Annotated in this window: 17 protein-coding genes; 16 read left to right on the top strand and 1 reads right to left on the bottom strand. The window is 40.5% G+C overall.

The genetic code is table 11. From position 1 onward, the window contains the following. Nucleotides 1-33 precede the first annotated feature (33 nt). From H9Q79_RS08205 to H9Q79_RS08195, 3 genes are read left to right on the top strand one after another with little or no spacing between them, the layout of a single operon-like run. Nucleotides 34-1,875 (top strand): thiamine pyrophosphate-binding protein, encoded by a 1,842-nt coding sequence (locus H9Q79_RS08205; RefSeq protein WP_249329604.1) that lies wholly within the window; start codon nt 34-36, stop codon nt 1,873-1,875. 19 nt (nt 1,876-1,894) lie between these two features. Further along, entirely contained in the window at nt 1,895-3,490 is a 1,596-nt protein-coding gene (locus H9Q79_RS08200) for an aldolase catalytic domain-containing protein (RefSeq protein WP_118646091.1), read from the top strand. Between the two features lie 14 nt (nt 3,491-3,504). Then, nucleotides 3,505-4,527, top strand: a complete 1,023-nt coding sequence (locus H9Q79_RS08195; protein ID WP_249329603.1) for a sugar kinase — start codon at nt 3,505-3,507, stop codon at nt 4,525-4,527. Between the two features lie 41 nt (nt 4,528-4,568). Here the strand turns inward: H9Q79_RS08195 and H9Q79_RS08190 are convergent, their stop codons facing one another. Then, nucleotides 4,569-5,474 carry an NAD-dependent epimerase/dehydratase family protein gene (locus H9Q79_RS08190; RefSeq protein WP_118646087.1) on the bottom strand — a complete coding sequence of 302 codons (906 nt, stop codon included), beginning with the start codon at nt 5,472-5,474 and terminating at the stop codon, nt 4,569-4,571. A 194-nt stretch (nt 5,475-5,668) separates the two neighbouring features. On the opposite strand from H9Q79_RS08190, the gene H9Q79_RS08185 reads away from it, so the two are divergent. The 13 genes from H9Q79_RS08185 (at nt 5,669) to H9Q79_RS08125 (ending at nt 25,991) form a co-directional block, all read left to right on the top strand. Further along, a complete protein-coding gene (locus tag H9Q79_RS08185) occupies nt 5,669-7,864 on the top strand; it encodes a GBS Bsp-like repeat-containing protein (protein ID WP_118646085.1) in 2,196 nt (731 codons plus the stop codon). Between the two features lie 59 nt (nt 7,865-7,923). Next, nucleotides 7,924-8,703, top strand: a complete 780-nt coding sequence (gene rfbF, locus H9Q79_RS08180) for a glucose-1-phosphate cytidylyltransferase (RefSeq protein ID WP_118646083.1) — start codon at nt 7,924-7,926, stop codon at nt 8,701-8,703. 17 nt (nt 8,704-8,720) lie between these two features. After that, the gene (gene rfbG / locus H9Q79_RS08175; RefSeq protein ID WP_118646081.1) at nt 8,721-9,773 is read left to right on the top strand and encodes a CDP-glucose 4,6-dehydratase; all 1,053 of its coding nucleotides are present in this window, start codon (nt 8,721-8,723) and stop codon (nt 9,771-9,773) included. Between the two features lie 13 nt (nt 9,774-9,786). Further along, nucleotides 9,787-11,124: a lipopolysaccharide biosynthesis protein RfbH gene (gene rfbH / locus H9Q79_RS08170; RefSeq protein WP_249329602.1), complete on the top strand. Its 1,338-nt coding sequence runs from the start codon at nt 9,787-9,789 to the stop codon at nt 11,122-11,124. 10 nt (nt 11,125-11,134) lie between these two features. Further along, nucleotides 11,135-11,599 (top strand): GtrA family protein, encoded by a 465-nt coding sequence (locus tag H9Q79_RS08165; RefSeq protein ID WP_249329601.1) that lies wholly within the window; start codon nt 11,135-11,137, stop codon nt 11,597-11,599. Then, nucleotides 11,596-13,416 carry a putative hexosyltransferase gene (locus H9Q79_RS08160; protein ID WP_118646079.1) on the top strand — a complete coding sequence of 607 codons (1,821 nt, stop codon included), beginning with the start codon at nt 11,596-11,598 and terminating at the stop codon, nt 13,414-13,416. The genes H9Q79_RS08165 and H9Q79_RS08160 overlap by 4 nt, the downstream gene beginning before the upstream one ends. Before the next feature lie 27 nt (nt 13,417-13,443). Continuing rightward, nucleotides 13,444-16,551: a GBS Bsp-like repeat-containing protein gene (locus H9Q79_RS08155; RefSeq protein WP_118646077.1), complete on the top strand. Its 3,108-nt coding sequence runs from the start codon at nt 13,444-13,446 to the stop codon at nt 16,549-16,551. A gap of 146 nt (nt 16,552-16,697) precedes the next feature. Continuing rightward, nucleotides 16,698-20,579, top strand: coding sequence for a GBS Bsp-like repeat-containing protein (locus H9Q79_RS08150; RefSeq protein ID WP_249329600.1), 3,882 nt, complete (start codon nt 16,698-16,700; stop codon nt 20,577-20,579). Between the two features lie 78 nt (nt 20,580-20,657). Next, nucleotides 20,658-21,740 (top strand): dTDP-glucose 4,6-dehydratase, encoded by a 1,083-nt coding sequence (gene rfbB / locus H9Q79_RS08145; protein WP_118646071.1) that lies wholly within the window; start codon nt 20,658-20,660, stop codon nt 21,738-21,740. Between the two features lie 94 nt (nt 21,741-21,834). After that, the gene (rfbA, locus tag H9Q79_RS08140) at nt 21,835-22,704 is read left to right on the top strand and encodes a glucose-1-phosphate thymidylyltransferase RfbA (RefSeq protein WP_118646069.1); all 870 of its coding nucleotides are present in this window, start codon (nt 21,835-21,837) and stop codon (nt 22,702-22,704) included. 30 nt (nt 22,705-22,734) lie between these two features. Further along, nucleotides 22,735-23,295, top strand: a complete 561-nt coding sequence (gene rfbC / locus H9Q79_RS08135) for a dTDP-4-dehydrorhamnose 3,5-epimerase (RefSeq protein WP_118646067.1) — start codon at nt 22,735-22,737, stop codon at nt 23,293-23,295. A gap of 19 nt (nt 23,296-23,314) precedes the next feature. Then, nucleotides 23,315-24,715, top strand: coding sequence for an ABC transporter permease (locus H9Q79_RS08130; protein ID WP_249329599.1), 1,401 nt, complete (start codon nt 23,315-23,317; stop codon nt 24,713-24,715). A 16-nt stretch (nt 24,716-24,731) separates the two neighbouring features. After that, entirely contained in the window at nt 24,732-25,991 is a 1,260-nt protein-coding gene (locus H9Q79_RS08125; protein WP_249329598.1) for an ABC transporter ATP-binding protein, read from the top strand. Nucleotides 25,992-25,999 lie beyond the last annotated feature (8 nt).

Genomic DNA, 25,999 nt, shown 5'->3' with positions numbered 1-25,999 from the left:
GTATGCAATACTGGAGAAAAGGGAGGAAAACAGGTGAAACAGCGTTTAGCAGATTATGTGGCAGATTTTTTAGTGAAAAAAGGTATTAAAAATTGCTTTACTGTAACTGGGGGAGGCGCCATGCATTTAAATGATGCTTTAGGTCATAAAGAGGGCTTAAAGTGCATTTATAACCACCATGAACAGGGGAGCGCTATTGCAGCAGAAGCTTACGCGAGACTTAATAATCAGATGGCGGCGCTGTGTGTGACAACCGGGCCAGGAGGAACTAACGCAATTACTGGAGTTGTCGGAGGATGGTTAGACTCTATACCAATGTTTGTAATATCGGGGCAAGTTCGTTATGACACAACTGCAAGATATAATGGTCAGTTCACCGATGGATTACCATTGAGGGCAGTTGGCGATCAGGAATTTGATATTACAAGATCAGTTGCTTGCATGTGCAAATATGCAGTTATGCTGGAAGATCCACGACAGATTCGATATGTGTTGGAAAAGGGGTACCATCTTGCAGTTACCGGCAGGCCAGGGCCGTCATGGATTGACATACCGGTTAATTATCAAGGGTGTACAGTAGAGACAGATGATCTAGAGGGATATGATCCTGCTGAAGATGATCGATTGCTTCCGCAGCCGGTTTCTAAAGAAACTGTAAGGGAAGTTTTGGAGAAAGTTGCCCATGCGCAGAGGCCAGTTCTTTATGCAGGCAACGGTATCCGCCTGTCTGGTGGATATGATGAATTTCGCAAAGCAGTACAAATGCTGGGGATTCCTGTATGCACTTACTGGGACGCAATTGACTTAATTGAGACAGAGCATCCGTTATATTGTGGACGTGGGGGCAATATGGGAGACCGGCCGGGGAATTTTGCGGTGCAGAATGCAGATCTTATCCTTGCAGTGGGTAATCGTCTGCCAATCCGGGTGGTGGGTTATAACTGGAAAACTTGGGCTCGTGAAGCGGAAGTTATTATGGTAGACATTGATTTGGCAGAGTTGAAAAAACCTACAATTCATGTGGAATTACCAATTCATGCAGACGCCAAAGATTTTTTTGAACAAATTAATTTGGAGCTGAAGGATAAAAAAACACCTGTTTTTGAGAAAAACGAATGGATATCCATTTGCCAGAATTGGAAGAAAGAGTATCCGGTTGTTTTGAAACGCCATTGGGAAGAGAACGATGGCTTTGCTAATGCATATGCCGCTTTTGATTATATTAGCAGGCAATTGCCAGAAAACAGTCTGACTGTGACCAGCAATGGGACTTGCTGTGTAGCTGGACATCAAAGTTGGTATATCAAACCAGGCAGCCGTTTTTTTAATAATAATGCGATTGCCAGTATGGGATATGGTCTTCCGGCAGCAATAGGTGCATGTATGGCAAATGATGGAAAGATGACAGTCTGCCTGGAGGGAGACGGTAGTATTATGATGAATTTGCAGGAATTGCAGACAATAGTGACCAATCAGCTTCCAATAAAGATCTTTTTGATTAATAATGAAGGATATCACTCCATTCGTCAGACTCAGAATAATCTTTTTAAGGAGCATTCTAAGGTGGGAATTGGGCCAGAGAGTCATGATTTAGCGTTTCCTAATTTTGCAAAGCTGTCCGCTGCATTTGGTATTCCTTATTATTGTGCCCATTCAAATGTTGAGATGCGCCAGGTGGTTGATGCGGTTTTGGCGGAAGAGAATTTTGCATTATGTGAAATATTTGTTTCAACACAGCAGATATTTGAACCGAAGAGTGCTACTAAAAGGTTAGAGGATGGTACTTTGGTGAGTCCTCCGTTGGAAGATTTGGCACCCTTTTTAAGCAGGGAAGAGCTTATGAAAAACCTGTATATTGCCCCTATGGAGGAATAAGGGAGATTGGAGAGGGCTTATGAGAAATATTAGTTTGCTGGATTGTACTTTGCGTGACGGTGGCTACGTAAATGACTGGATGTTTGGTGAAGAAACCATTAAAGGCTTTAGTCAGAAGATAGCTGAAACAGGAATTGAAATATTTGAAGTTGGTTTCATTAAGGAAGATACATTTCATAAGGATCGGGCCGTATTTCCTGACATAGCTTCAATCAAAGAAATGATTGCGCCGAAGCGCCCTGGTCTCATGTATGTGGGAATGGCAGATATGAGCTCTCCAGTTCCGATAGAACGGTTTCAGCCGGTAGACCCTGCATCAGTGGACGGAATTAGAGTTATTTTTAAAAAAGAAAAAAGAGATGAGGCATATGAATACTGCAGAAAAATCAAGGACCTGGGTTATATACTGTTTGTGCAGCTGGTTGGAACAGATGCATATACAGATCAGGAGTTTATTGAGACAATAGAAAAATTTAATGCTTTGCAGCCATATGCATTATCTATTGTGGACAGTTTTGGGCTTATTAAGAGAAAACAGTTTCTGCGCTTAGTTTATCTTGCGGATCATAATCTGGATCAGAAAATCGCGCTGGGATATCATGCCCATAATAATTTGCAACAAGCATTTGGTAATGCAGAGGCTTTGGTGGATCTTGGCCTGCAGAGAGATCTTTGCATTGATGCTTGTGTGTTTGGTATGGGTAGGGGAGCCGGCAACTTGAATATGGAATTATTTGCTGAATATATGAACGAGAATCACGGTAAGAATTACCGGATTGAGCCGATGCTTGAGATAATGGATGAGTATTTAGCAGAGATATATAAAAACAAATTTTGGGGGTATTCTCTTCCTCTTTATCTATCGGCGGTGGATGGGTGCCATCCTAATTATGCTATTTATTTGGCGGAAAAAGATACATTGACAGTTAAGTCTTTTAATGAGCTGCTGCGTTCTATTCCTAAAGATGATAAAGCAAAGTTTAGCAAGGAGAATGCTGAAAAATATTATAAAAAATATCAGGAAAATTTCTATGATGATAAGGGAACGGTCAGTCAGTTGTCAGAGACCTTTAAAGATACAATAGTACTCTTACTTGCACCGGGTAAGAGTCTTAGGGATTATCATGATCAAATAAAAAGATGGCAAATAGAGAAATGCGATCAGAATGAGCCTGTCTTAGTGATTGCTGTCAATTTTACAGCAGAGGATTATCGGCCGGATTTTATATTTAGCAGTAATATGCGGCGGTATTCTAAAATTGCAGGTAAAACGGATGCCAAATGTATTATTACATCGAACATGAAAGAAGCAGGGACATTTGAGCATATGGTTAATTTTGCAAGCTATTCGTCCGAATCCCCGGAAATTATTGATAATTCTGGTCTGATGGCATTAAAGCTTCTCTTGGCTATCGGAGTAAAGCATGTATACGTAGCAGGCATGGATGGATATTCTGGTTATCAGGATGAAGATTATTATGACCGGCTGCTGTCATACGATTTTTCATCGGAAGCAGAACGCAGGAATTCGTTAATTGGGAATGAAATTAAAGAATTGGGTAAAAAGATGGATATCCAATTCCTGACCCCTTCCCGTTATCAAAATATTGAATGAGGAAGGAGGAGCGTATGCCCAGAGTGATTACATTAGGCGAGATCATGCTACGCTTGGCGCCACAAGGATACAATAGATTTGTGCAGGCAACTAGCCTGGAAGCTACCTATGGCGGCGCGGAAGCAAATGTTGCAGTCTCGTTGGCTAATTATGGAATTGCATCGTCGTTTATTACAAAATTGCCCAAACATCAGATCGGAGATGCGGCGTTGAACGAGTTGCGCAGATATGGCGTGGATGTGCAGCATATTGTCCGGGGCGGTGATAGGCTTGGGATATACTATCTGGAAAAAGGGGCGAGTCAACGCCCATCACTGGTTATTTATGATCGGGCGGGTTCTTCCATGCAAAAGGCAGAGGTGGAAGATTTTGACTGGGCCCAGATTTTTCAGGATGCGGACTGGTTTCATTTTACTGGTATTTCTCCAGCGTTGGGAGATAATGTGGCGGCGATATGTATGGAAGCATGCCGTGAAGCTAAGAAGAGGGGAATTACAGTCAGCTGTGATTTGAATTACAGAAAAAAGCTTTGGACAAAGGAGAAGGCTGCCCGGGTAATGGGGGAATTAGCTCAATATGTAGATATATGCATTGCGAATGAAGAAGATGCCAACGATATCTTTGGTATTTCCTCAGAGCATTCGGATGTTGTGGGCGGACAATTGAATTATAAAGCATATCAAAAGGTAGCGGCACAACTTTCAGAACAATGCGGTTTTAAAAAGGTGGCAATAACGCTTAGAAGCTCCATCAGCGCTTCAGACAATAAGTGGGCAGCTCTCTTGTATACGGGGCAGCAGAGTTATTTTAGTAAAGAATATAAGATCCATATTGTTGATAGAGTTGGTGGAGGAGATAGTTTTAGTGCAGGACTTATATTTGGAGAATTGATGGATTATGCACCGCAGCAGACTATTGAATTTGCGGTAGCGGCTAGTTGCCTCAAGCATAGTATAGAAGGCGACCTGAATCATGTTTCTGCTGATGAGGTGCGAAAATTAATGGATGGTGATGGATCGGGCAGAGTAAGCCGGTAAAATAACAGGGCAGATGCAAAATAGTGCATTTGCCCTGTATCTTATATATAAGGTAGAATTTGTCGAATGCCATCAGTAAAATCAGTAACTGGTCTCCAGCCAAAATCTTCTATGAGATCTGATATATCTGCTTCCAGATGCATGACTTGCCTGGGAGAGTACGGAATTGCGCCTAACTTGACCGGGGTATCAGCTGATACAATTTTACGCATATCTTCAATATAATCTGCCAGAGGGCGGACTTTGCCGCTGCCCAGAACGTAAGTCTTTCCGTCAAAGCTGCTATCTCCCATCCTGGAAAATGCGCAGGCGGCATCCTGACTAAATAGATAATCCCATAATTGTTCGCCAAGAGTGCATTGCGGGCTGATACCTTGCTTCAGTTGGGAAATGGTGGACATCACTAGACTCTGGGAACCGTCATAAGGGCCGTAAAGGCTGAGGATTCTCACCCATAAATGGCGCAGGCCTTTTTGGTGGGCATACTCCCGTGTCATCATACCGGCGGCAAGCTTTCCAATGCCATAACCGTTATCTGGAAAAGCAGGTGTTTCTGGTGTCAGTTTTCCTTCGAAACGCCCGTATTCAGCCTGTGAGCCAGAACCGATAAAGGTATGACAGCCAAAACGGGAAGCGGCGTCAACAGCATCTAAAGCATATTTTACATTTGAATTTTGTAGATACATGTCATTACGGGCGGCGCCGGTAGTACCTGCCCAGGCAAAATGATAAAATACATCCCAGTTTTGCCCGGTAGGGTTCTGGACTGAGGCCAATTGTTGGAGTGAACAGGGTATTATTGTGATATCGGGATATTGGTCAAGCCTGTTATTGCGGCTAGAATATTCATGTGACAAGACCAGAATCTGAGAGCCTTCTTGTGTTAGCTGCCTGATTAAGGCCATTCCGAGTGCGCCAGTCGCTCCGCTTATAATAACTTTTTTCATCTTAGTTTTACCTTTCTGTCTCGTTTATATTTACAAAGAAGAGACATATATTTTCTGTATATACTAAAAATAGATCTTTGTCAAGAGGCACAGCTTTCTTCAGTATCCATATACCTCCGGAAATTACAGGTTGTTTACTTGGGATTAACCTGTTATAATGTTAGCTGAAACAAAAGAGAAAGGAATAATGTAAAATGGAAGGTGTATGCCAGGGGCAAGTATATAGAGCGTTGCCTAGGTTGCCGGAAGCAAATGGGATTAAAAAAGTATTACTTAAGATTTTAAGTGTTGTATTAACTGTTTTTGCTGTGCTGCTTGGGGCGTTGGCTATCCTTATTTGCCGGAGTGTGTCTTGGGCTTTGAAAACCTGGAGTGATTTAAGTATAGAAGAAATAGTATATCATTTGAAAATGCCGCTAGAAGGTACTAATAGTGATATGATTATGGATTATGTTAAGTATTGTGTGATTCTGTCGATTTGTGTGGCTGTCGGTTTAGCTGTTGCTTTCATTTTGGTGAGAAGAAGAAAGAGAATTTATCATATTACCAGAGTTACAACTGTAGGAACCGCAGTTCTGATTGGATTTTTAGCTGTTCAATATTTTGGGAATACTCTGGATATAGCGGCTTATGTGGAAAATCAAAATACATATTCTTCTTTTATCGATGATAATTATGTGAATCCTGCGGATGTGACTTTGACATTTCCAGAAAAAAAACGAAATCTTATCTATATCTTTTTAGAGTCTATGGAGAATACTTATGCTGACACAGAGAATGGAGGCGCATTTGACGAGAATGTAATCCCTGAATTGACGGAGCTTTCAAAAGAAAATGAGAATTTTTCAGGGGATCAGGATGTTTTAAATGGCGGATATGCGCTGACGGGAGCAACCTGGACTATTGGAGCAATGTTTGCTCAGACGTCTGGACTCCCTCTGACTATTCCACTGGATAAGAACTCTATGGGTACGCAGGAGGGCTTTTTTCCAGGAATGACAGCATTAGGGGATGTTTTGGAACAGGCAGGATATCAGCAAACCCTTTTGATTGGTTCAGATGCAGCATTTGGAGGACGCAAACTATATTTTAAGCAGCATGGAGATTATGAAATAGCCGATTATAATTATGCCGTTGAACATGGAGACATTCCTTCGGATTACTATGTGTGGTGGGGATATGAAGACAAAATATTGTTTGAGAATGCGAAGAATAAATTAAATTTGTTAGCAGCATCTGATGAGCCATTTAACTTGACTATGTTGACGGTTGACACCCATTTTGAAGATGGATATCTGTGTTCTGAGTGTCCAGATTTGTATTCAGATAATCAGTATTCCAATGTTATGGCTTGCTCAAGTAAGCAGGTGACTGAGTTCATAGAGTGGATAAAGGAGCAGCCTTTTTATGAGAATACTACGATTGTAATCTCCGGGGATCATCCCACTATGGATAGTGATTATTGTGAAGCTGTGGATGCAGAGTATAGACGAACCGTATATACCACTTATATTAATTCGGCTACGGAGGTACAGGATGATGTATACAGGGAATACAGTACCTTTGATAATTTTCCCACCACTTTGGCAAGCTTGGGGGTGGAAATACCAGACAATCGTCTGGGGCTGGGAGTAAATTTGTTTTCTGATGAAAAGACTATAATTGAAGAATATGGTCTGGAAGCGGTAAATCAGGGGTTGTCACAGAAATCAGCGTTGATGGAAGGTTTGATAGCAGGGTTAAACCAAACGCTAGTAAACATTGATATAATGCCTTATAATATAGAAACAAAAGAGATAGAGATTACCTTAAGCGATATTCATTGTGGAGAAGGTATGACGGGACTCTTATGTGGAGTATGGTCAGATAAAGAACAGAAAGATATGGTATGGTATGATGCGCAGAAGCAGTCTGACGGAGTTTATACAGTAGCTGTGCCTTTTTCTGATTTTTCTTATAAAAATGGCACATATAATGTACATATCTATGCGAGGATGATTGGGAATACAAATGTGTTTTTGGGATCGCAGACTGTAAAGATGGAAGATACAATATATGAGGAGCAAAAGAATGTAAGCAATAATGCGGCCATTGTTGTGGATATTGAGGTGGAGCCGTATGATTATCATACAGGAAAATTTGATGTGTATATCCGCAACCTAGTGTCGGAGTATGAACCCATGGCATTGCAGTGTGCAGTTTGGTCAGAGGACGGCCAGGAAGATTTGTGTTGGTATGAAGGCGAGCGGGAGGCGGAAGGTTCTTATGTGATTCATGTATATGCACGTGATTTCCAATATAAGGAGGACCAGTATAATGTGCATGTTTATGGGATTGATGATGAGGGAAGCCAGGTATTACTTGGAACAACGGTTGGTGTAATTGATTGATCGAATGGTAGACTCTGTATAAACGACGAGGGTAAAGCAAAGGACGGAGGCGGAATAAAATGAAAGCAGTTATATTGGCAGGAGGGTTTGGGACCAGAATTTCTGAGGAATCGGAATTTAAGCCGAAACCAATGATTGAAATCGGAGGGAAACCGATTCTCTGGCATATTATGAAAGAGTACTCTTATTATGGGGTCAATGAATTTGTGATATGTGCAGGTTATAAGCAATATGTGATAAAAGAGTGGTTTGCTGATTATTTTATCCATAACAGTGATATAACCTTTGATTTTACGCAAGGTAATAAAATGATTGTCCATCGCGAGCATTCGGAACCTTGGAAGGTAACCGTCGTAGATACCGGGTTGAATACCATGACTGGCGGGCGAATCAAGAGAATCAGGGCGTATACCGGGAATGAACCGTTTTTTATGACATATGGCGATGGTGTTTGCGATGTTAATATTATGGATGTACTTACGTTTCATAAAGCTCACGGGAAAATAGCTACGTTAACGTCGGTAAATGTAAATCAGAGATTTGGGGTCTTGGATATTGCCTCTGATAATACCATCCGTGCATTCCGTGAAAAATCTTCAGATGATGGAAGCCAGATAAATGCAGGCTATATGATTTTAAACCCCGAGATATTTGATTATATTGAGGGAGATACAACGGTTTTTGAGCAGGAGCCTTTGCAGCGTTTGGCAGCGGAAGGTGAATTAAAATCTTATTATCATAAGGGATATTGGCAGTGCATGGACACTAAACGGGAAAAGGATAAGCTGGAAGCGATGTGGGCATCGGGGCATGCACCGTGGAAAAAATGGGTCGATTAGTGAGAATAGGAGAATATATGTTGGATTTGGAGTTTTATCGTGGGAAGCGAGTGCTGGTGACAGGCCATACCGGTTTTAAAGGAACGTGGCTATGTAAAATTCTGACCGATATGGGAGCGGAAGTAATTGGTTATGCCTTTGAACCGCCTACACAGCCGAATCTATTTTCTCTTTCCGGTATCGGAGCAAGTATTAATTCGATAAATGGGGATATCAGAGATAGGGAACATTTGCTAAGGGTCTTTGATGAGTATCAGCCAGAAATTGTGTTACATTTGGCAGCACAGCCTATAGTTAGGGAGTCTTACAAAAATCCTGTTTATACATATGAGACAAATGTTATGGGAACAGTGAATGTATGTGAGTGTGTTCGAACTCATGATAAGGTAAGATCATTTTTAAATGTAACAACTGATAAGGTATATGAAAATAAAGAATGGGTTTGGGGTTACCGTGAAAATGAGCCCTTAGACGGTTATGATCCATACTCCAACAGCAAATCTTGTTCAGAACTGGTAACTCACAGTTATGTACATTCCTTCTTCGAAAATCTAGGTGTGGCTGTTTCGACGGCCAGAGCCGGGAATGTAATAGGCGGGGGCGATTTTGCAGTTGATAGAATCATTCCGGATTGTGTGAGGGCGGCACAGGCGGGGAAAAAGATTATTGTACGTAATCCATATTCTATACGGCCTTATCAGCATGTGCTAGAACCTCTGTGCGTTTATCTGACGATAGCAGCCGAACAGTATAAGAATATAAAATATGCTGGCTGTTATAACGTTGGACCGGATGATAAAGATTGTGTAACTACAGGAGAGCTTGTACAGCTGTTTTGTGATAAATGGGGTGAAGGGCTTGAATGGGAAAATCATTATGATGGCGGGCCGCATGAAGCGGCATATCTGAAGCTGGACTGCTCAAAGCTGAAGGGAACCTTTGACTGGAAACCAAGGTGGGGGATTGAAAATGCAGTTGAACAGACAGTTGCATGGACAAAATGCTGGTTAGCGGGAGATCAGTTAGAAAACTGTATGTCAGAGCAATTACATTCTTATTTGATGAGTTAAGTGAGGAGATTTTATGTTTGAAAATAAAACAGAAGCGCAGGCAAGGACAGAAATTCTGCAGATGGTAAGAGCTTATTGTGATCGTTATCACAAGCCTGATCCCTATAAGGAGGGAGACCGGATTTCTTATGCCTCAAGGGTATATGACAGTGATGAAATGTATAATCTGGTAGATAGTTCCCTGGAATTCTGGCTCACATCAGGACGTTATACGGAAGAATTTGAAAAAAAGCTGGGAAATTATCTGGGTGTGAAATATGTAAGTCTGGTAAACAGTGGCTCATCGGCTAATTTACTCGCCTTTATGGCTTTAACGTCTCCGCTGCTGGGTGAGCGTCAGGTGCGTAAAGGCGATGAAATGATTACTGTTGCCTGTGGGTTCCCTACTACAGTAGCACCAGCCATTCAATATGGTGTTAATCCAGTTTTCGTGGATATGACAATTCCTCAGTATAATATAGATGTTTCTCAGTTGGAGAATGCTCTTTCGGATAAAACAAAAGTAGTTATGATTGCTCATACATTAGGGAATCCCTTTGATTTGAAGGCAGTAAAACAATTTTGTACAAAACACGGTCTCTGGCTGATTGAAGATAATTGCGACGCATTGGGGTCCAGGTATAACTTGGATGGAACTGAGAAACTAACCGGTACAATAGGAGATATAGGAACGTCGAGCTTCTATCCCCCGCATCATATGACCATGGGAGAGGGGGGCGCTGTTTATACGAATCATCCATTATTAAATAAATGTATCCGTTCTTTACGCGATTGGGGAAGAGACTGCATTTGTCCTTCTGGACATGACAATTTGTGCGGACATCGTTTTGACCGGCAATATGGAGAATTACCTTTGGGCTATGATCATAAATATGTATATTCACATTTTGGTTATAACTTGAAAGCTACAGATATGCAAGCGGCTATAGGGTGTGCGCAGTTAAACAAATTCCCTGGTTTTGTTGAACGAAGGCGTTATAATTTTGATAGATTGCGTGAAGGGCTTAAATGTTTGGAGTCTGATATTATTTTACCGGAAGCTTGTCCAGGTTCTAGACCGAGCTGGTTTGGATTTTTAATTACATGTAAAGAAAACGTTGATCGGAGTAAGATTGTGTCTTATGTTGAAAAACATGGTGTGCAGACTAGAATGCTATTTGCAGGAAATCTGATCAAGCATCCATGCTTTGATGAAATGAGAACGAATGGTAAGGGGTATCGGACGATTGGAGATCTGGGGAATACAAACCGTATTATGCGAGATACGTTTTGGGTTGGCGTCTATCCGGGGATGAACGATGAAATGATTGATTATATGATTAAAACAATCTGTGCTGCAGTAAAAGCATAAGGAGCAGGGTGTGAATAAATTACTAAAAAGAGTCATCATTTTCTTGCATATACCATTTTCCGAAGAAAAGTTAAAGGTGTTGTGCCAATTTATAAAATTTGGACTGGTAGGGTTAGCAAATACAGCAATTTCATATTTTACGTATGCTGCCTGCGTATATATAGGCCTGCATTATTTTGTGGCTAATGCACTGGGATTCGTTTTAAGCGTGTTGAATTCTTTCTATTGGAATAATAAATATGTATTTGCCTGTGAAGATGGAGAAAAACGTGCATGGTTTCCGTCTTTGATAAAAACATTTGCGGCGTACGGAAGTACGGGCATTGTGTTGTCTTCTGCTTTGCTGTATGTTTGGGTGGACGTATTACATGTGTCGGAATATATTGCGCCGCTGATCAATTTAATCATTACGATTCCACTCAATTTTGTGTTAAATAAACTGTGGGCGTTTAAGAAGGAAGAGAAAAACTTATGAATTTGAGCAAAAGGTTTAAAAGGGCAGAAAATTGGAAAAGTAGGCTTTGCGGCTGGGCAGACAGAGACTGGGATAAATTTGACTTAATCTTTATGGCAGTTGTATTTATGATTTGTTATGTCTCTTTTGTGCAGGGAGATATTATGGTAACGGGGAATCGCAGCTTTTTAATGCATACAAATCCGTTGAATTTTTACGATGCATGCGCTGAATGGACGAATGATTATGGGGCGAATTATTTGCCAAGTACATTTCTGATGTTTGCAATATGGAATTTGCCTCTTCGTTTATTTGGACGTGTCCCTTCAGATGTTATGACAAATTCTCTGCTCAATAATATGTGGTATAAGATGCTGCCAGTTATCTTCTTCTTTGCCAGCGCGGTGCTCATTTATAAAATATGTATCCAGGCCGGATTTGGTGAGAAAAAAGCAAGAATTTGTAAGTATGCATTTTTAATATGTCCGCTGGCTTTATTTAGTCAGATGATTTTCAGTCAATATGACATTTTTACAGTGTTTTTCATCTTGTTAGGGTATTATTACTATCTGAGGAGGGAACATTGGAAATTTGTGCTGTTTTTTGGGATAGCAGTTACCTTTAAATATCAGGCAGTTATTTATTTTTTAGTATTTTTACTTCTAAAGGAAAAAAAGATTTTCAAAATATTGCGAGACGCAGTCTTGGTTGCTTTGCCGACTGTGATTGAAATCTTAATTTATTATCCCTCAGCAAGTTTCAGAAAGTCAGTTCTGGGATTTAGTGCGCTGACGTATGTTGAGACAGGACTTGATTTAGGTGGTTTGCGTCCGATTAATGTTTTTCTTGTAGTGATATTAGTGTTACTTATTGCTGCATACTTGATAAAGATAGAGAACAAGGATAAAATTTTTGATTGGACACTGTTTCTGGCTAATGGAGTATCTTTTGCTTTTTTTGGCATGGTGGCATTTCATCCCCAATGGCTGTTATTAGCCGTACCATTTATGATTCTGGCCATTCAGCAGAATAAAAATTGTAAATTGCTGTGGATTCTGCAGAATATATTGATTATTGCGCTTTATACATTGGTGGTTCAGAACTGGGCTGGAAACGTAGATCAAAATCTGTTTAGATATTCGGTCTTTAAGGGGGTGGCTCCTTCTGGCTGGGCGATTACCATGCAGGATATCCTTAGCTACGATAACCAGATTTATTTATTTACTTGCATTTGGGTGATACTATTGTTGTATTTCGTGTTGAGCTATCCACGTTTTGTACAGAATGACCGCACTGCACTGGAAAAAGATACGTTAGTCAATATACGGATTGCATTTGCAGTCGGATTTTTGGCTTGGGCAGGCCCGGCGTTTATTTGCCTGGCTTCAGCGGCAAAAGGTGAATTTCAAATGATAGACAATATTAGTGAGGCAGAATATACTCCAATTGCGGTGACAGAAAATCAGATAGTCACACAGCAATTCAATAATACAGCAGAAGAGATTTATGATCTGGAACTGTATATTGGTAATTATGACAGGATCAATCACTCTGATTTGGAAATGGAAATTATAGAAGCTGATAGTGAAAAAACTATTTTTGAAACTAGAATACCTGTGAATACAATCAGTGAAAATAATTCCTGGTATACACTGATAAGGGAACCGGTTGATGTGATTCCAGGTAAGATTTATCTGATTAACATAAAAAGCAATGCAAATGTCAATGATTGCATTGCAGTTTATTCAGATGGGATGTATAATTCAGACAGGAGTCTGGAGATTAATGGGGAGATACAGACAGGGACTCTTGCATTTAAGATAAAAGGCAGAAAATAGAGCAGGGAAGGGAGGTAAAGTTGTCATATGACTTTATTAAAGTTGGAAAAACGCAAAACAATTGTTTCTTTAGTCATAATATGCGCACTGTGTGCTGGATTGACATTTCCAGTAGGAGCGGAGACATTTAATGAGGAGACATATTATGAACGGGTAACATCAGATCAGACGAAGAGTCCAAGTTTGCAGGTCAAAAGAGCCGATGAAAAAGGCAGATATTATCAAATACAACTTCAGAATTATACAATACCGGCAGATGGAGTAGGTGTATCCTTTGCCGTCTGGAGTGATGCCGAGGGACAGGATGACCTTGTGTGGTATAATGGTGAAAACTATGAAGCAATGGTCGATATACTGAAGCATAATATGTTGGGTGCCTATTATGTTCACTGCTATTTGGAAAAATCTGACGGGGCAAAAGAATGGGTTGGCGGAACAACTTTTGAAGTAGCAAAGCTTCCGGAATACCAGTCGGTGATCACCTCAGGTTTTACTGATGATTTCAAAACAGAATACCAGATCTGTCTATCAGATCACTATCTTCCGGATAATGCTAATCTACGAGTTGCAGTCTGGAGTGAGGAGAATGGTCAGGATGATCTAAAATGGAATGAATTTCAGGTAACAGGAGAAAATCAGTTTGATTGCAGAGTGAAAGTGGCTGATTATCGTTCGCCCGGTTGTTACTATGCTCATATTTATCAACAGAATTCGGATGGCAGTCAACAGTGGATTGGAGGAGTATCTTTTGAAGTTCCGACCGTGACGGAAGGGCTAATAGAGTTGTCAGAACAGGATTATTCTGCAGGTACAGCAACTTTAAAAATCACTGGGCTAGATTCGCCTTCAGGAATTCGGAAAGTGCTTGTTCCCATATGGAGTGCGTCGGATCAAAGCGATATTGTCTGGTACGAAGCAGAAAAAGGAAGTGTTGGAGAGTATTCTGTTGAGATGAGTATTTCTTCTCATAAAAATAACTGGGCATTGTATTATGCTCATGTTTATGTGACGGATGGAAATGGTTTCCAAAAGTTTGTGGGAGGAGTTTCAGCAGATTTTCGGCCTAAATATCAAACGCTGATGGCAGATGTGGATGCGGAGTTAAATCAGTTTCAGATAAAAATTTCTGGAGTAGAGGCGCCTGGAGAAATTGAAGAAATATCCTGCGCGGTATGGAGTGAAGCTGGTGGGCAGGACGATTTGACTTGGCATGAGCTTCAGTATAAGGCGAGTTCCGATAGTTGGGAAGGTAAAGCTGCTCTTACGGCTATAAAAAGTACAGGAAGATCTTTGGCACACGTATATCTTGTAAAAAAAGGCGGTAACAAAGTATATCTGGGTGGGAAGTCTTTTATGGTACAGGCACCGGAAGTACAGGAAGTATCAGTAACTTCAGACAATGAGGCCGGCACTTTTGAGGTGAGAATAATAGGACTTAACTCAGAGCTAGGAGTGAGTAAGGTAGAGGTGCCGATCTGGAGCCAAAGTGCTCAGCAGGATATTTGCTGGTATACGGCAGACAAACAGTCAAATGGAGAATATTTGGTAAAAGGAACAATAGCAAACCATAAATATAATGTGGGCAACTACAATATTCATGTGTATGTTTCTGATAAAAATGGCATTAAGACAGTAGTGGCCTGTACCAATGTAGCCTTTACTTATGGATGCGATAAACCGGTGACCACAGATCTACATCAGGGTGTAGTGGGTCAGGAAGAGACGGAATATCGTGTGACAATCGATCATGTAGTGGTGCCGGCTGGAGCTAAAAAGATAGAGTTTGCGGTATGGAGTGAATCAGGGGGGCAGGATGATGTAAGATGGTATACAGCTTCTAAAAATGCTGGTGGCGGTTATCAGGCTGATATTTCCATTAAAAATCATAAGACATTGGGAAAATACCTGATTCATACATATGCAACGACTTGGAGCGGAAATAAAATCTATTTAAATGGTAGCAGCGACTTGCAAATCAGCGGAACTGCTAAAGCCACGGTTCAGGTTGTCGAAAAAAATGATGCAGCAGGCATATTTACTGTCAGCATATCCGATTTGGAGGCTGCTTCTGGGATTAGTGGAGTTCGTATAGCGGCCTGGACAACAGCGAATGGAAGTGATGTGGCATGGTATACAGCTGAGCGCCAAAGTAATGGTACCTATCAGGCAGTGGTGAATGTTTCTAATCATAATTATAATTTGGGGACTTATACGATACATGCATATGTTACTATGGGAAACCAGATCCAGGTATTCGGAAATGGAGCGCAATACACGTTTAATCCCAGCAATTTTATTTATGTTCTAAAGGATCAAGGTAGTGGGAAGCGTACAGCGGTTTTGAAGAATGCATCAGGTGGTAACGTTCGGTTCGCGGTATGGAGTGAATTGAATGGACAGGATGATTTTATGTGGTACAGCGGAACGCAGAGTCAGGATGGAAGCTGGAAAACAGTGATTTCTACAATGAATCATAAGAATTCGGGGAATTTTTTGATTCATGCATATTCTGGAAATACGCCGTTGGCAGCTGCAAATTTTGTGTTTGAGGCCAGTGAGTTTTCCAAAAATGGCTGGTATTATGAGAATGGTTATAAGCTTTACTATATTAATGATGTGCTGCAGAAAGATGTGAGCGGAATTATCGGGCCGCAATCATCCTATCGTGCTGACGTGAACAGAACGACCTGTACGGTTACAATATATGCCAAGGATGGAAGTAATGGCTATATTATCCCGGTAAAAGCATTTGCCTGTTCTGTAGGCCTTCCGGGAACAGAAACTCCGTCAGGTACCTATTATACGCAGGCTAGGTATAGGTGGCATGAACTGATGGGGCCTTCGTACGGTCAATATTGTACGAGAATTGTGGGAGGCATACTGTTTCATTCAGTTGCAGGAAGTAATATGACCAGTTACAATTTATCGGCATCTGATTATAATATGCTGGGACAGCCAGCTTCACATGGTTGTGTTAGGCTTTGTGTCAGAGATGCAAAATGGATATATGATAACTGCAATTTAGGGATGGAGGTCAGAATCTATGATAGCTCCTATGCAGGCCCCTTCGGAAAACCGGACACCATAAAGATCCCAGTTGGACAGACCTGGGATCCAACGGACCCCAATATATAGAAAAGCATATTTAGAATCCAGCAAAGCACCGTCTTGTCTTTTGAGGCGGTGCTTTGCTGTGAAAATTATGTTGACCGGAAAAGAGCATCGCGTTACAATAACAACAAGTTAATTAATAAATTTATAGTAAATATGAGGGTGACTTTATGAAAAGAGGTTTACAAAACATTGCGTTAGGAATCCTGACGTGTGCTTTAATAAGTGTTAATTTGACACCGGGATTGGTAGAGGCAGCAGTGACGGACGGAGCTCCAGAAAAGGAAACACAAGTGTTACAGGAAATACAGGGTGCAATGTATGCAATTCCAGGGAAAGAAGAATTTCAGGTAGAAGCAGTAAATTCGGTAGAGGGTGGAACCTTTCAGCTACAGATTTTTCTTTCGGATATCAATAAACGAGATTGGTCGATTATTGATACCATTGTATTTGAAGTGACTGGTAATGGTGAATCCACCAAAAAAAATACATACAAAGCAGAAAAAGCTGAGGAAGGCAAGTATACGGCGGAAGTGAATCCGGATGATTGGGTGGAGAAAAATACCGGATATAAAATTCAGACATATGTTTCTTTTAATGCCGATCTAGGGTTTGAGCCACTACAACTGGACACATATGAGTATACAGTTCCGGCAGAAGGTGTTTTGCCGGATCAGGAACAATCTCAAGAACAATCTAAGGAGCTACAGTCAATTCAGAGCTATGAGTTGCCGACAGAACTGTCGGTTGCCGTTAGTGAAGATGAGAAAACAGTCATTATCCGAACGTCGGAGATAGAGGAGCTTGCAGACGGCAGCAGTCTGAAATTTGCGGTCTGGAGTAATCAGAATGGACAGGATGATCTGGAATGGTATCAAGCAGTTTATGAAGGCGGTACCTATTCAGCCCGCATTATGGTTTCGGATTTAGACAATCCGGGCAGTTATACGATCCACTGCTATGCGTTTTCTGCGGATGGTTCTGGTCAATATATATCGGGGAACAGTTTTATAATCAGTGCACCTTCAGTAGGAACGGTGAATGCAGGCAATTTGGATACTGAAAATGGAGTCTTTGACATTGAAGTGCAGAATCTTGCTGCTAAATCTGGAATCAGCCAGGTTCGGGTGGGGGTCTGGTGCAGGGATGATCAAAGCGATATGTTTTGGTATGAAGCCGAGGAGAACAATGGCGTATATTCTGCAGAGGTGAGTGCAGCAAACCACGGGTTTCATTCAGGTATTTATCAAATTCATGTATATGTTAAGGATGGAAATGGTTTCCTTACATATGTGGGAGGAACCACAAAAATAGTTCAAATCGAGAATTCTAAATTATATATTTCAACATCAAATCAAAAAGAATATAAAATTTCGATTGGGGAGTTAGAGGACTCAGCGAGTGTAACCCAGGTACGTTTTGCAGTGTGGAGCGATATAAACGGTCAGGATGATCTGCAATGGTATGTGGCAGAAACAAAAAATGGTACGTATACCCAGACATTTTTGGTTTCCGACCATAAAAGTATCGGTCGTTATACCATACATTGCTATGCGAAGTATGGTGACGGGAGTCTGCGATTTATTAATGGAGGCAGTTGCCTGGTGGGTGGCCCATCGTTAAACGGGATATCAGTGAGCGTACCAGATGCCGTATCCGGGCAGTTCAATATTCTTCTGGAAGGGCTTTCGTCACCGGCGGGAATAGAAAAAATAGAAGTGGGAGTCTGGAGTGAAAGTAATCAAAGTAATCTCATTTGGTACGAGGTTGCTGGAACAAATAAAACTGAATATCTTATAGCGGCAAATTTGGCAAATCATAAGAATAAATTAGGAACATATAATGTGCATGTATATGTGACTGACGGGAATGGAATTAAAACTTTTGCTGGAGGGACTTCTTATGTGATGCAGCTTTCCTACGACAGTTTGAAAGTATCTTCCAGCAATACAGATTCTAATGTTGTAATTAATCTGGAGGGGATGAGAACACTTGGTATTGTCGAGTCTGTACGGTTTGCTGTTTGGAGTAAAACGGGTGGGCAAAAGGATTTGATATGGTATCAGGCAGTGCGTGAGGGAATGAATTACAGTACGACAGTAGATATTTCCAGCTATTTAGCGGCGGGGGATTTTATCGTTCATGCGTACGGAGTCGATAAAGCTGGAATTATGTATTTTATCGCGGGAACGACGTTCTCTGTCAATGGTGTAGTTACTGTGGGGGCAGCAGCAGGGGGGGGATTTCCAGTAAATATCTCTAATCTAGATGCCAGCATTGTGTTTTCCACCGTACGGGTAGATGTTTGGACAAGCGCGGATAAGGGGGATATAGTGCACTATACTGCAGGACTAAAGAGCGGTAATACATACGTAGCGGATGTCAGGCTTTCTGATTTCAGCTACAATCTAGGGAAATATTACATAGCTGTTTATACGAAAACATCTAGCGGAATACAAAACCTGATTGCGGAGACGGATAAGAGTATAAGTATACAAACAGGTGCATTTGCGGAGATAGCAGCATCATCCAATGGACTTAATTATACAGCTGTGCTGGAGGGAATTGACCTTCTGGGTATCCAGAGAGAGGTGCGTTTTGGAGTTTGGAGTGATGTGAATGGACAGGATGATTTTCAATGGTATACTGCAGCGGAGAATGGTAAGTCATACAGTGTTACAATTCCGATAGGAAATCATTCCGGTGCTGGAGTATATAATGTGCATGCTTACTATGCTCTGCCCAATGGAGAACTCCGTTTTCTGAACGCAGTTACATTTCAGGTTCAGACAGTGCCAACAGGTGCCATTGAATTCTCAAATGTGAATGGTAAGGATGGAACCTTTAAAATTATTGGTGAAATAGGCCAGGTAGGGCTAGAAGTTGCGAAGGTAAAAGTTGGTGTCTGGTGTACGGAAGGAACATATTGGTATGATATGCAGGAACAAGCGGATGGTTCATATACAGCTATGGCAGATGTAAAAGATCATGGATATCGTTTTGGGGTTTATAATGCGCATATTTATGTAGAGAATTCTGAAGGGGCAATGCAATATGCTGCCGGAGGAAGTGTGACAGTGACTGCGGATAATTACATTAAAACCAGTAATCCTTCTAGCAATATTTGTGATATAACGATTTATGGTCCCAATGTGAACGGGCAGACACCAGATACCATTCGTTTCCCGTCTTGGAGTTCAGAGGGCGATCAGGATGATCTGATCTGGTATGACGGTATAAAAAACAGCGATGGCAGCTATTCGGTTAGAATTGACCGAAACGCACATAGGCGGAGTGGCGGATTTATTACGCATATATATATGTATATTGGTTCGTCAGCATATATGTGCGGGAGTGTGGAATACAGCCTGTATCGTTCAGGCGAGTTTGATGATTATGCGCAGGAGGTTATGCATAAGATTATATTTGCCGTTGAGACAGGCGGGCAAATATATGGAAACGCCAGATATGATGATTTTACACAGGCCTATAAAAATTCAGAAAAAGAAACTGCAATTACGATCGGGGCAGGCGCTTGGTTTGCTACGGAAGCAAAGCGCTTATTGAACCTAATCCGCCAGGAAAATCCCGCTGCCTTTGCGGCGTTGGATACAGCGGGAATTGCCTATGATCTGGATCATGCGAACTGGACTACCTATGGCGGCGATGGCAATGGGAATCCTACAATTCTAAAGGGTTCTGCAAAGGCTGTATGTATCCAGGCGATTATTTCAAGTGAGACTGGTATTGCGATTCAGAACCGTTTGGTAGATGAGCAGATGGTAAAATATGTGAATGAAGCAGCAGCGTTGGGTGTGATAGATCTGAAAGCTCAAATGTTCTGTGCGAATATCAGACATCTTGGCGGCTATAGTGCCATGAGTTGGGTGGTTGAATGCTGCCAGGCGGATGGCAAAGCGCTGACCATGGAAAATCTGTGGACATCTATGCGGGATCACACCCCCAACAAGGATGGAAATGGGGTGGGAGCCGATAAATATAAGAGCCGTCATGAGAAAGTTATGATGTGGTTAAATCTGTATATTGATTAATTTGCATTTTTCAGCATGTGATGATATAATAGCACAGATAATAGCCGCAGTGCGGCATGATGATGGAGGAAATAAAAGATGCGTACTTATCTGGTGACCGGTGGGGCTGGATTTATTGGTTCCAACTATATTCACTATATGTTGAAGAAATATGGCAATACTATCCGCATTATTAATGTTGACAAGCTGACTTATGCAGGCAATTTGGAGAATTTGAAGGATGTAGAGAATGAAGAAAATTACACTTTTATAAAAGCTGATATTTGTGATAGCGAGTCGATTAGCAGGATATTTGATGAGAATGATATACGAAGGGTTGTACATTTTGCGGCTGAAAGCCATGTGGACAGAAGTATTCGTAATCCAGAGGTTTTTGTGAAAACTAATGTTCTTGGTACACTAGTAATGTTAAATGCGGCCAAATCTGCATGGGAACTTCCAGATGGCACGTTTAAACCAGATCATAAGTTTTTGCATGTTTCAACAGATGAAGTGTATGGGTCTTTAGATGAGGGAGAAGGCTATTTTTATGAAACCACGCCATATGCTCCCCATAGCCCTTATTCAGCAAGCAAAGCTTCTTCAGACATGCTGGTAAAAGCTTATATGGATACGTATCATTTCCCGGCTAACATCACGAATTGCAGCAATAATTATGGGCCTTACCAGTTTCCGGAAAAATTAATCCCACTGATCATTAATAATGCGTTGCAGGGTAAGCAGCTACCGGTCTATGGAGATGGAAAGAATGTTAGAGACTGGTTGTATGTGGAGGATCACTGTAAGGGCATTGATATGGTTCAAGAAAAGGGTAAGCTGTTTGAGACTTATAATATTGGCGGGCACAATGAGAAGCAGAATATTCAGATTGTAAATATTATATTGAATACGCTGCAGGATATGCTGTCGGATAGCGACCCACGTAAAAATCTGGTCAGTGAAAAGTTGATTACTTATGTGGAGGACAGAAAAGGTCATGACCGTCGTTATGCAATAGCTCCGGATAAGATTAAAGCTGAGGTAGGCTGGTATCCTGAAACGATGTTTGAAGAAGGGATTAAAAAAACAATTGCGTGGTTTTTTGAACATGAGGAATGGATGAGTAATGTTACGAGTGGTGATTATCAGAAATATTATCAGGAGATGTATAACAATAAATAGATTCTAATGGTAACAGGGCAAATTGCAGTGGCTGTGGAGACAACACTGCTTTTTTGCATCTATAGAATACGAAATAGAAAGGAATTATAATCTTATGAAGGGAATTATTTTAGCAGGTGGAGCCGGAACAAGGTTATACCCGTTAACGAAGGCAATTTCTAAGCAGATAATGCCTGTTTATGATAAACCGATGATTTATTATCCATTATCTACGCTGATGCTGGCAGGGATACGGGAGATACTGATAATTTCCACACCCAGAGATTTGCCTGTGTTTCAGGATTTATTCGGTTGCGGTGAGCAGTTGGGGCTTTCGATGTCTTATGCTGTCCAGGAGGTGCCCAGAGGACTGGCGGATGCTTTTATTGTGGGGGAGAAGTTTATAGGAAAGGACAGAGTAGCGCTGGTTCTTGGAGATAATATCTTTTATGGGCAGAGTTTTTCGCGTGTGCTTCAGGCAGCGGCAGCAAGAGAGCAGGGAGCTACTATATTTGGATATTATGTAAAAGATCCAAGAGAGTACGGAGTCGTAGAGTTTGATGCAAATGGAAAGGCATTGTCAATAGAAGAAAAGCCGGCACATCCAAAGTCAAAGTATGCAGTGCCAGGATTGTATTTTTATGATAATGATGTGATCGATATTGCCCAGAATGTAAAACCCTCAGCGCGTGGAGAAATTGAAATTACCAGTGTAAATAACGAGTATTTACGCCGTGGAACTCTTCAGGTAGAGACTTTGGGCAGAGGTTTTGCCTGGCTGGATACAGGAAATCATGATTCTTTACTAGATGCAGCTGATTTTGTGGCTGCTTTCCAGAAAAGGCAGGGACTGTATATTTCATGTATTGAGGAAATCGCTTATAAAAGGGGATTTATTGACCGGAACCAGTTGGTGAAACTGGCTCAACCGCTATTGAAAACGGCATACGGGCAATATCTGATAGATATTGCGGAAGGATTGTAACTTTTAAATGAAGTAAGAAAGAGGAAGAAAATGGGAAGAATTATGGTTGAGACTTGTGGGATTGAAGGACTGAAGGTGATAACACCCACAGTTTTTGGCGATGAGCGCGGATATTTTATGGAAACCTATAACTATAATGATTATAAGGCGGCTGGAATGGATATGGAATTTGTACAGGATAATCAGTCGGCTTCTAAAAAAGGGGTGTTAAGAGGTCTGCATTTTCAGATACAATACCCACAGGATAAGCTGGTTCGGGTTATCAGCGGAGAGGTGTTTGATGTGGCTGTTGATTTAAGGAATGAATCTGCGACATTTGGTAAATGGTTTGGAGTATTACTGTCAGCTGAGAATAAGAAACAGTTTTATATTCCTAAGAATTTCGCGCATGGTTTTATAGTTTTGTCAGATTATGCGGAATTTGCTTATAAATGCACGGATTTTTATCATCCAAATGATGAAGGCGGTCTTTCATGGAATGATCCGGATATTGGAGTTCAGTGGCCGATGCCTTCAGGAATGACGGAGACTGATCTGATTATTTCTGAGAAAGATCATAGATGGGGCGGAATTAAGGGATATTGTAGGTGAGATTGGAGAAAATTTGTATATGTCTAAAAAAAAGAAGATATTATTGACCTTCGTTTGCCTAGCACTTGTATTGCTAAATGTGCTTATATTGAAACATCGCCTGCCTAGCGGTGGAACTATAGAATTTAAAATGGATGTATTGTCTGATGCATCTGATACATTACAAGTTTATTATAGCCCTGAAGATATTTTTAGTGAGGAATCAAGTAGCAAGGTGTATTATGAAAAATCTGAAAATGATGAGTATGCAGAGTTATCCTTTGCTATAGATACTTCTACAAAGTATCTTCGAATAGATTTGGGTACGCAGCCCGGAGAATATACACTTAAAAATTTAAGGGCAACTTATAAAAATACAGAATCAAAGATTGAATTAAAAAATCTGGAGAATGCAATTAAAAATGATGTGCAAAAAGTAGTAGTGAATCAAAATGATAATGGGCAAAAGACAGCAAGGGTAATTGTGGATGGAATGGATGCCTATTTAATATTACAGATTAATCTCCAGGCTGTACAGCAAGAATATGCACAACACGCTGAAAAGGTGAGTATATTGTTGGACGTTCTTATTATTCTTGTGATCGATATAGCGTTTTTGTTCATTTTGAAAAAATGGAATAAAGTGGTTGTTTTACCGATTGAATTAATACAAAATCGCAGGTTGATTTTTACGTTATCTAAAAATGATTTTAAGACTAAGTTTGCTGGTTCTTATTTGGGAATTACATGGGCGTTTGTACAGCCGGTAGTTACTATATTGGTCTACTGGTTTGTGTTTCAGGTAGGGTTTAGAAGCACTGAAGTTAGTGACTTTCCTTTTGTTTTATATCTTACAACTGGAATGGTTCCATGGTTCTTTTTCCAGGATGCTTTAAATGGTGGAACTAATGCATTGATTGAATATAATTATTTGGTTAAAAAAGTGGTTTTTAAGATTAGTATATTACCAATAGTAAAAATAATATCTGCTGCATTTGTCCATGGGTTTTTCTTGTGTTTTGCTATGCTTATTTCTGGGTTATATGGATATTATCCAAGTATATATAGTTTTCAACTGATTTATTACTTTATTTGTAATTTCCTGTTTGTGTTAGGTCTGGTGTATGCTACAAGTGCTATAGTAATATTCTTTCGTGATTTAACCCAGATTATAAGCATAATATTGCAAGTGGGAATTTGGATGACTCCTATTATGTGGGATTTTCAGATGTTAGCAGGTCATCCCTTATTGATGAAGCTTTTCAAATTGAATCCAATGTATTATATCGTTACAGGATACCGGGATTCCATGCTTGCGCAGGTTGCAATAAGTGAACGGTTTCTTTGGGGTGTTTATTTTTGGATATTTACAGGGATTCTATTCTTTGTAGGTTGCACTATATTTAAACGTTTGAAAGTTCACTTTGCAGATGTATTATAATATGGGAGAAAAGCAGATGAGTAATGAGGCAGTTATACAAGTGGAAAATTTAAGCAAAATGTATAAACTCTATAATAAGCCTATGGATCGAATGAAAGAGGCCTTGGGATTGTCAAGAAAAAAGAATTATGTTGAACATTTTGCGCTCAATAATGTTAGCTTTCAAGTGAATAAAGGTGAAACTGTTGGTATTATTGGAACGAATGGTTCAGGAAAATCCACGATTTTGAAGATTATTACAGGCGTTCTAAATCCTACGGCCGGGAGCGTGAAGGTTAAAGGAAGAATATCAGCACTTTTGGAATTGGGAGCAGGATTCAATGGGGAATATTCAGGCATTGAGAATGTTTATTTGAATGGCACAATGATAGGGTTTTCTAGAGAAGAGATAGATGCAAAACTTCAGGACATTTTAGATTTTGCAGATATTGGGGATTTTGTATATCAACCGGTAAAAACCTATTCTAGTGGAATGTTTGTACGGTTAGCTTTTGCTGTTGCAATTAACATAGAACCAGAGATTTTAATTGTGGATGAAGCACTTTCTGTAGGAGATGTTTTTTTTCAGAGCAAATGTTACAGAAAATTTGAAGAATTTAAAAAAAGAGGGAAAACGATTTTGTTTGTTAGCCACGATCTTAGTAGTGTTGGAAAATATTGTGATCGTGTTGTTCTGTTAAATAAAGGAGAGAAACTAGCTGAGGGTGATGCAAAGGAAATGGTCAATTTGTATCGTAGAGTGATGGTTAACCAGTTAGATGATAACCAGTCTCTTAAAGAGACTGAAAAAGAACCGGATGAATCTAGTATGAGTAATAATTTGAATTTAAATCCTGAAGTGCTGGAATATGGGAGCCGTAAGGCAGAGATTACCGATTTTGCAGTATATGATGAGGATGGTATTATCTCAAATGTGATCGAAAAAGGGAAAAAATTTCAAGTTAAAATGCGGGTAGAGTTTAGAGAAGAAGTAAATGATCCTATTTTTGCTTTTACTATAAAAGATTTGAGGGGAACTGAATTAACTGGAACTAATACTATGTATGAGAATTCTCCAGTAACACCGAAAAGGGTAGGCGATGTTCAGGAGATAATCTTTACCCAGAAAATGAGCTTAGAAGCAGGAGAATATATGTTGTGCCTTGGATGTACTGGATATGCGGAGGGTGACTTCACAGTCTTTCACCGATTATACGACATATGTAATATTACGGTTATATCTGACAAAAAAGCTGTTGGGTATTTTGACATGTTTTCTAAAGTTACTTTGGAATAATGAATAAT

This window comes from Wansuia hejianensis (assembly GCF_014337215.1).
GTDB classification, from domain to species: Bacteria; Bacillota; Clostridia; order Lachnospirales; family Lachnospiraceae; genus Scatomonas; species Scatomonas hejianensis.
Note: the sequence above shows the minus strand (reverse complement) of the source record. Positions and strands in the feature narration are given on the sequence as shown.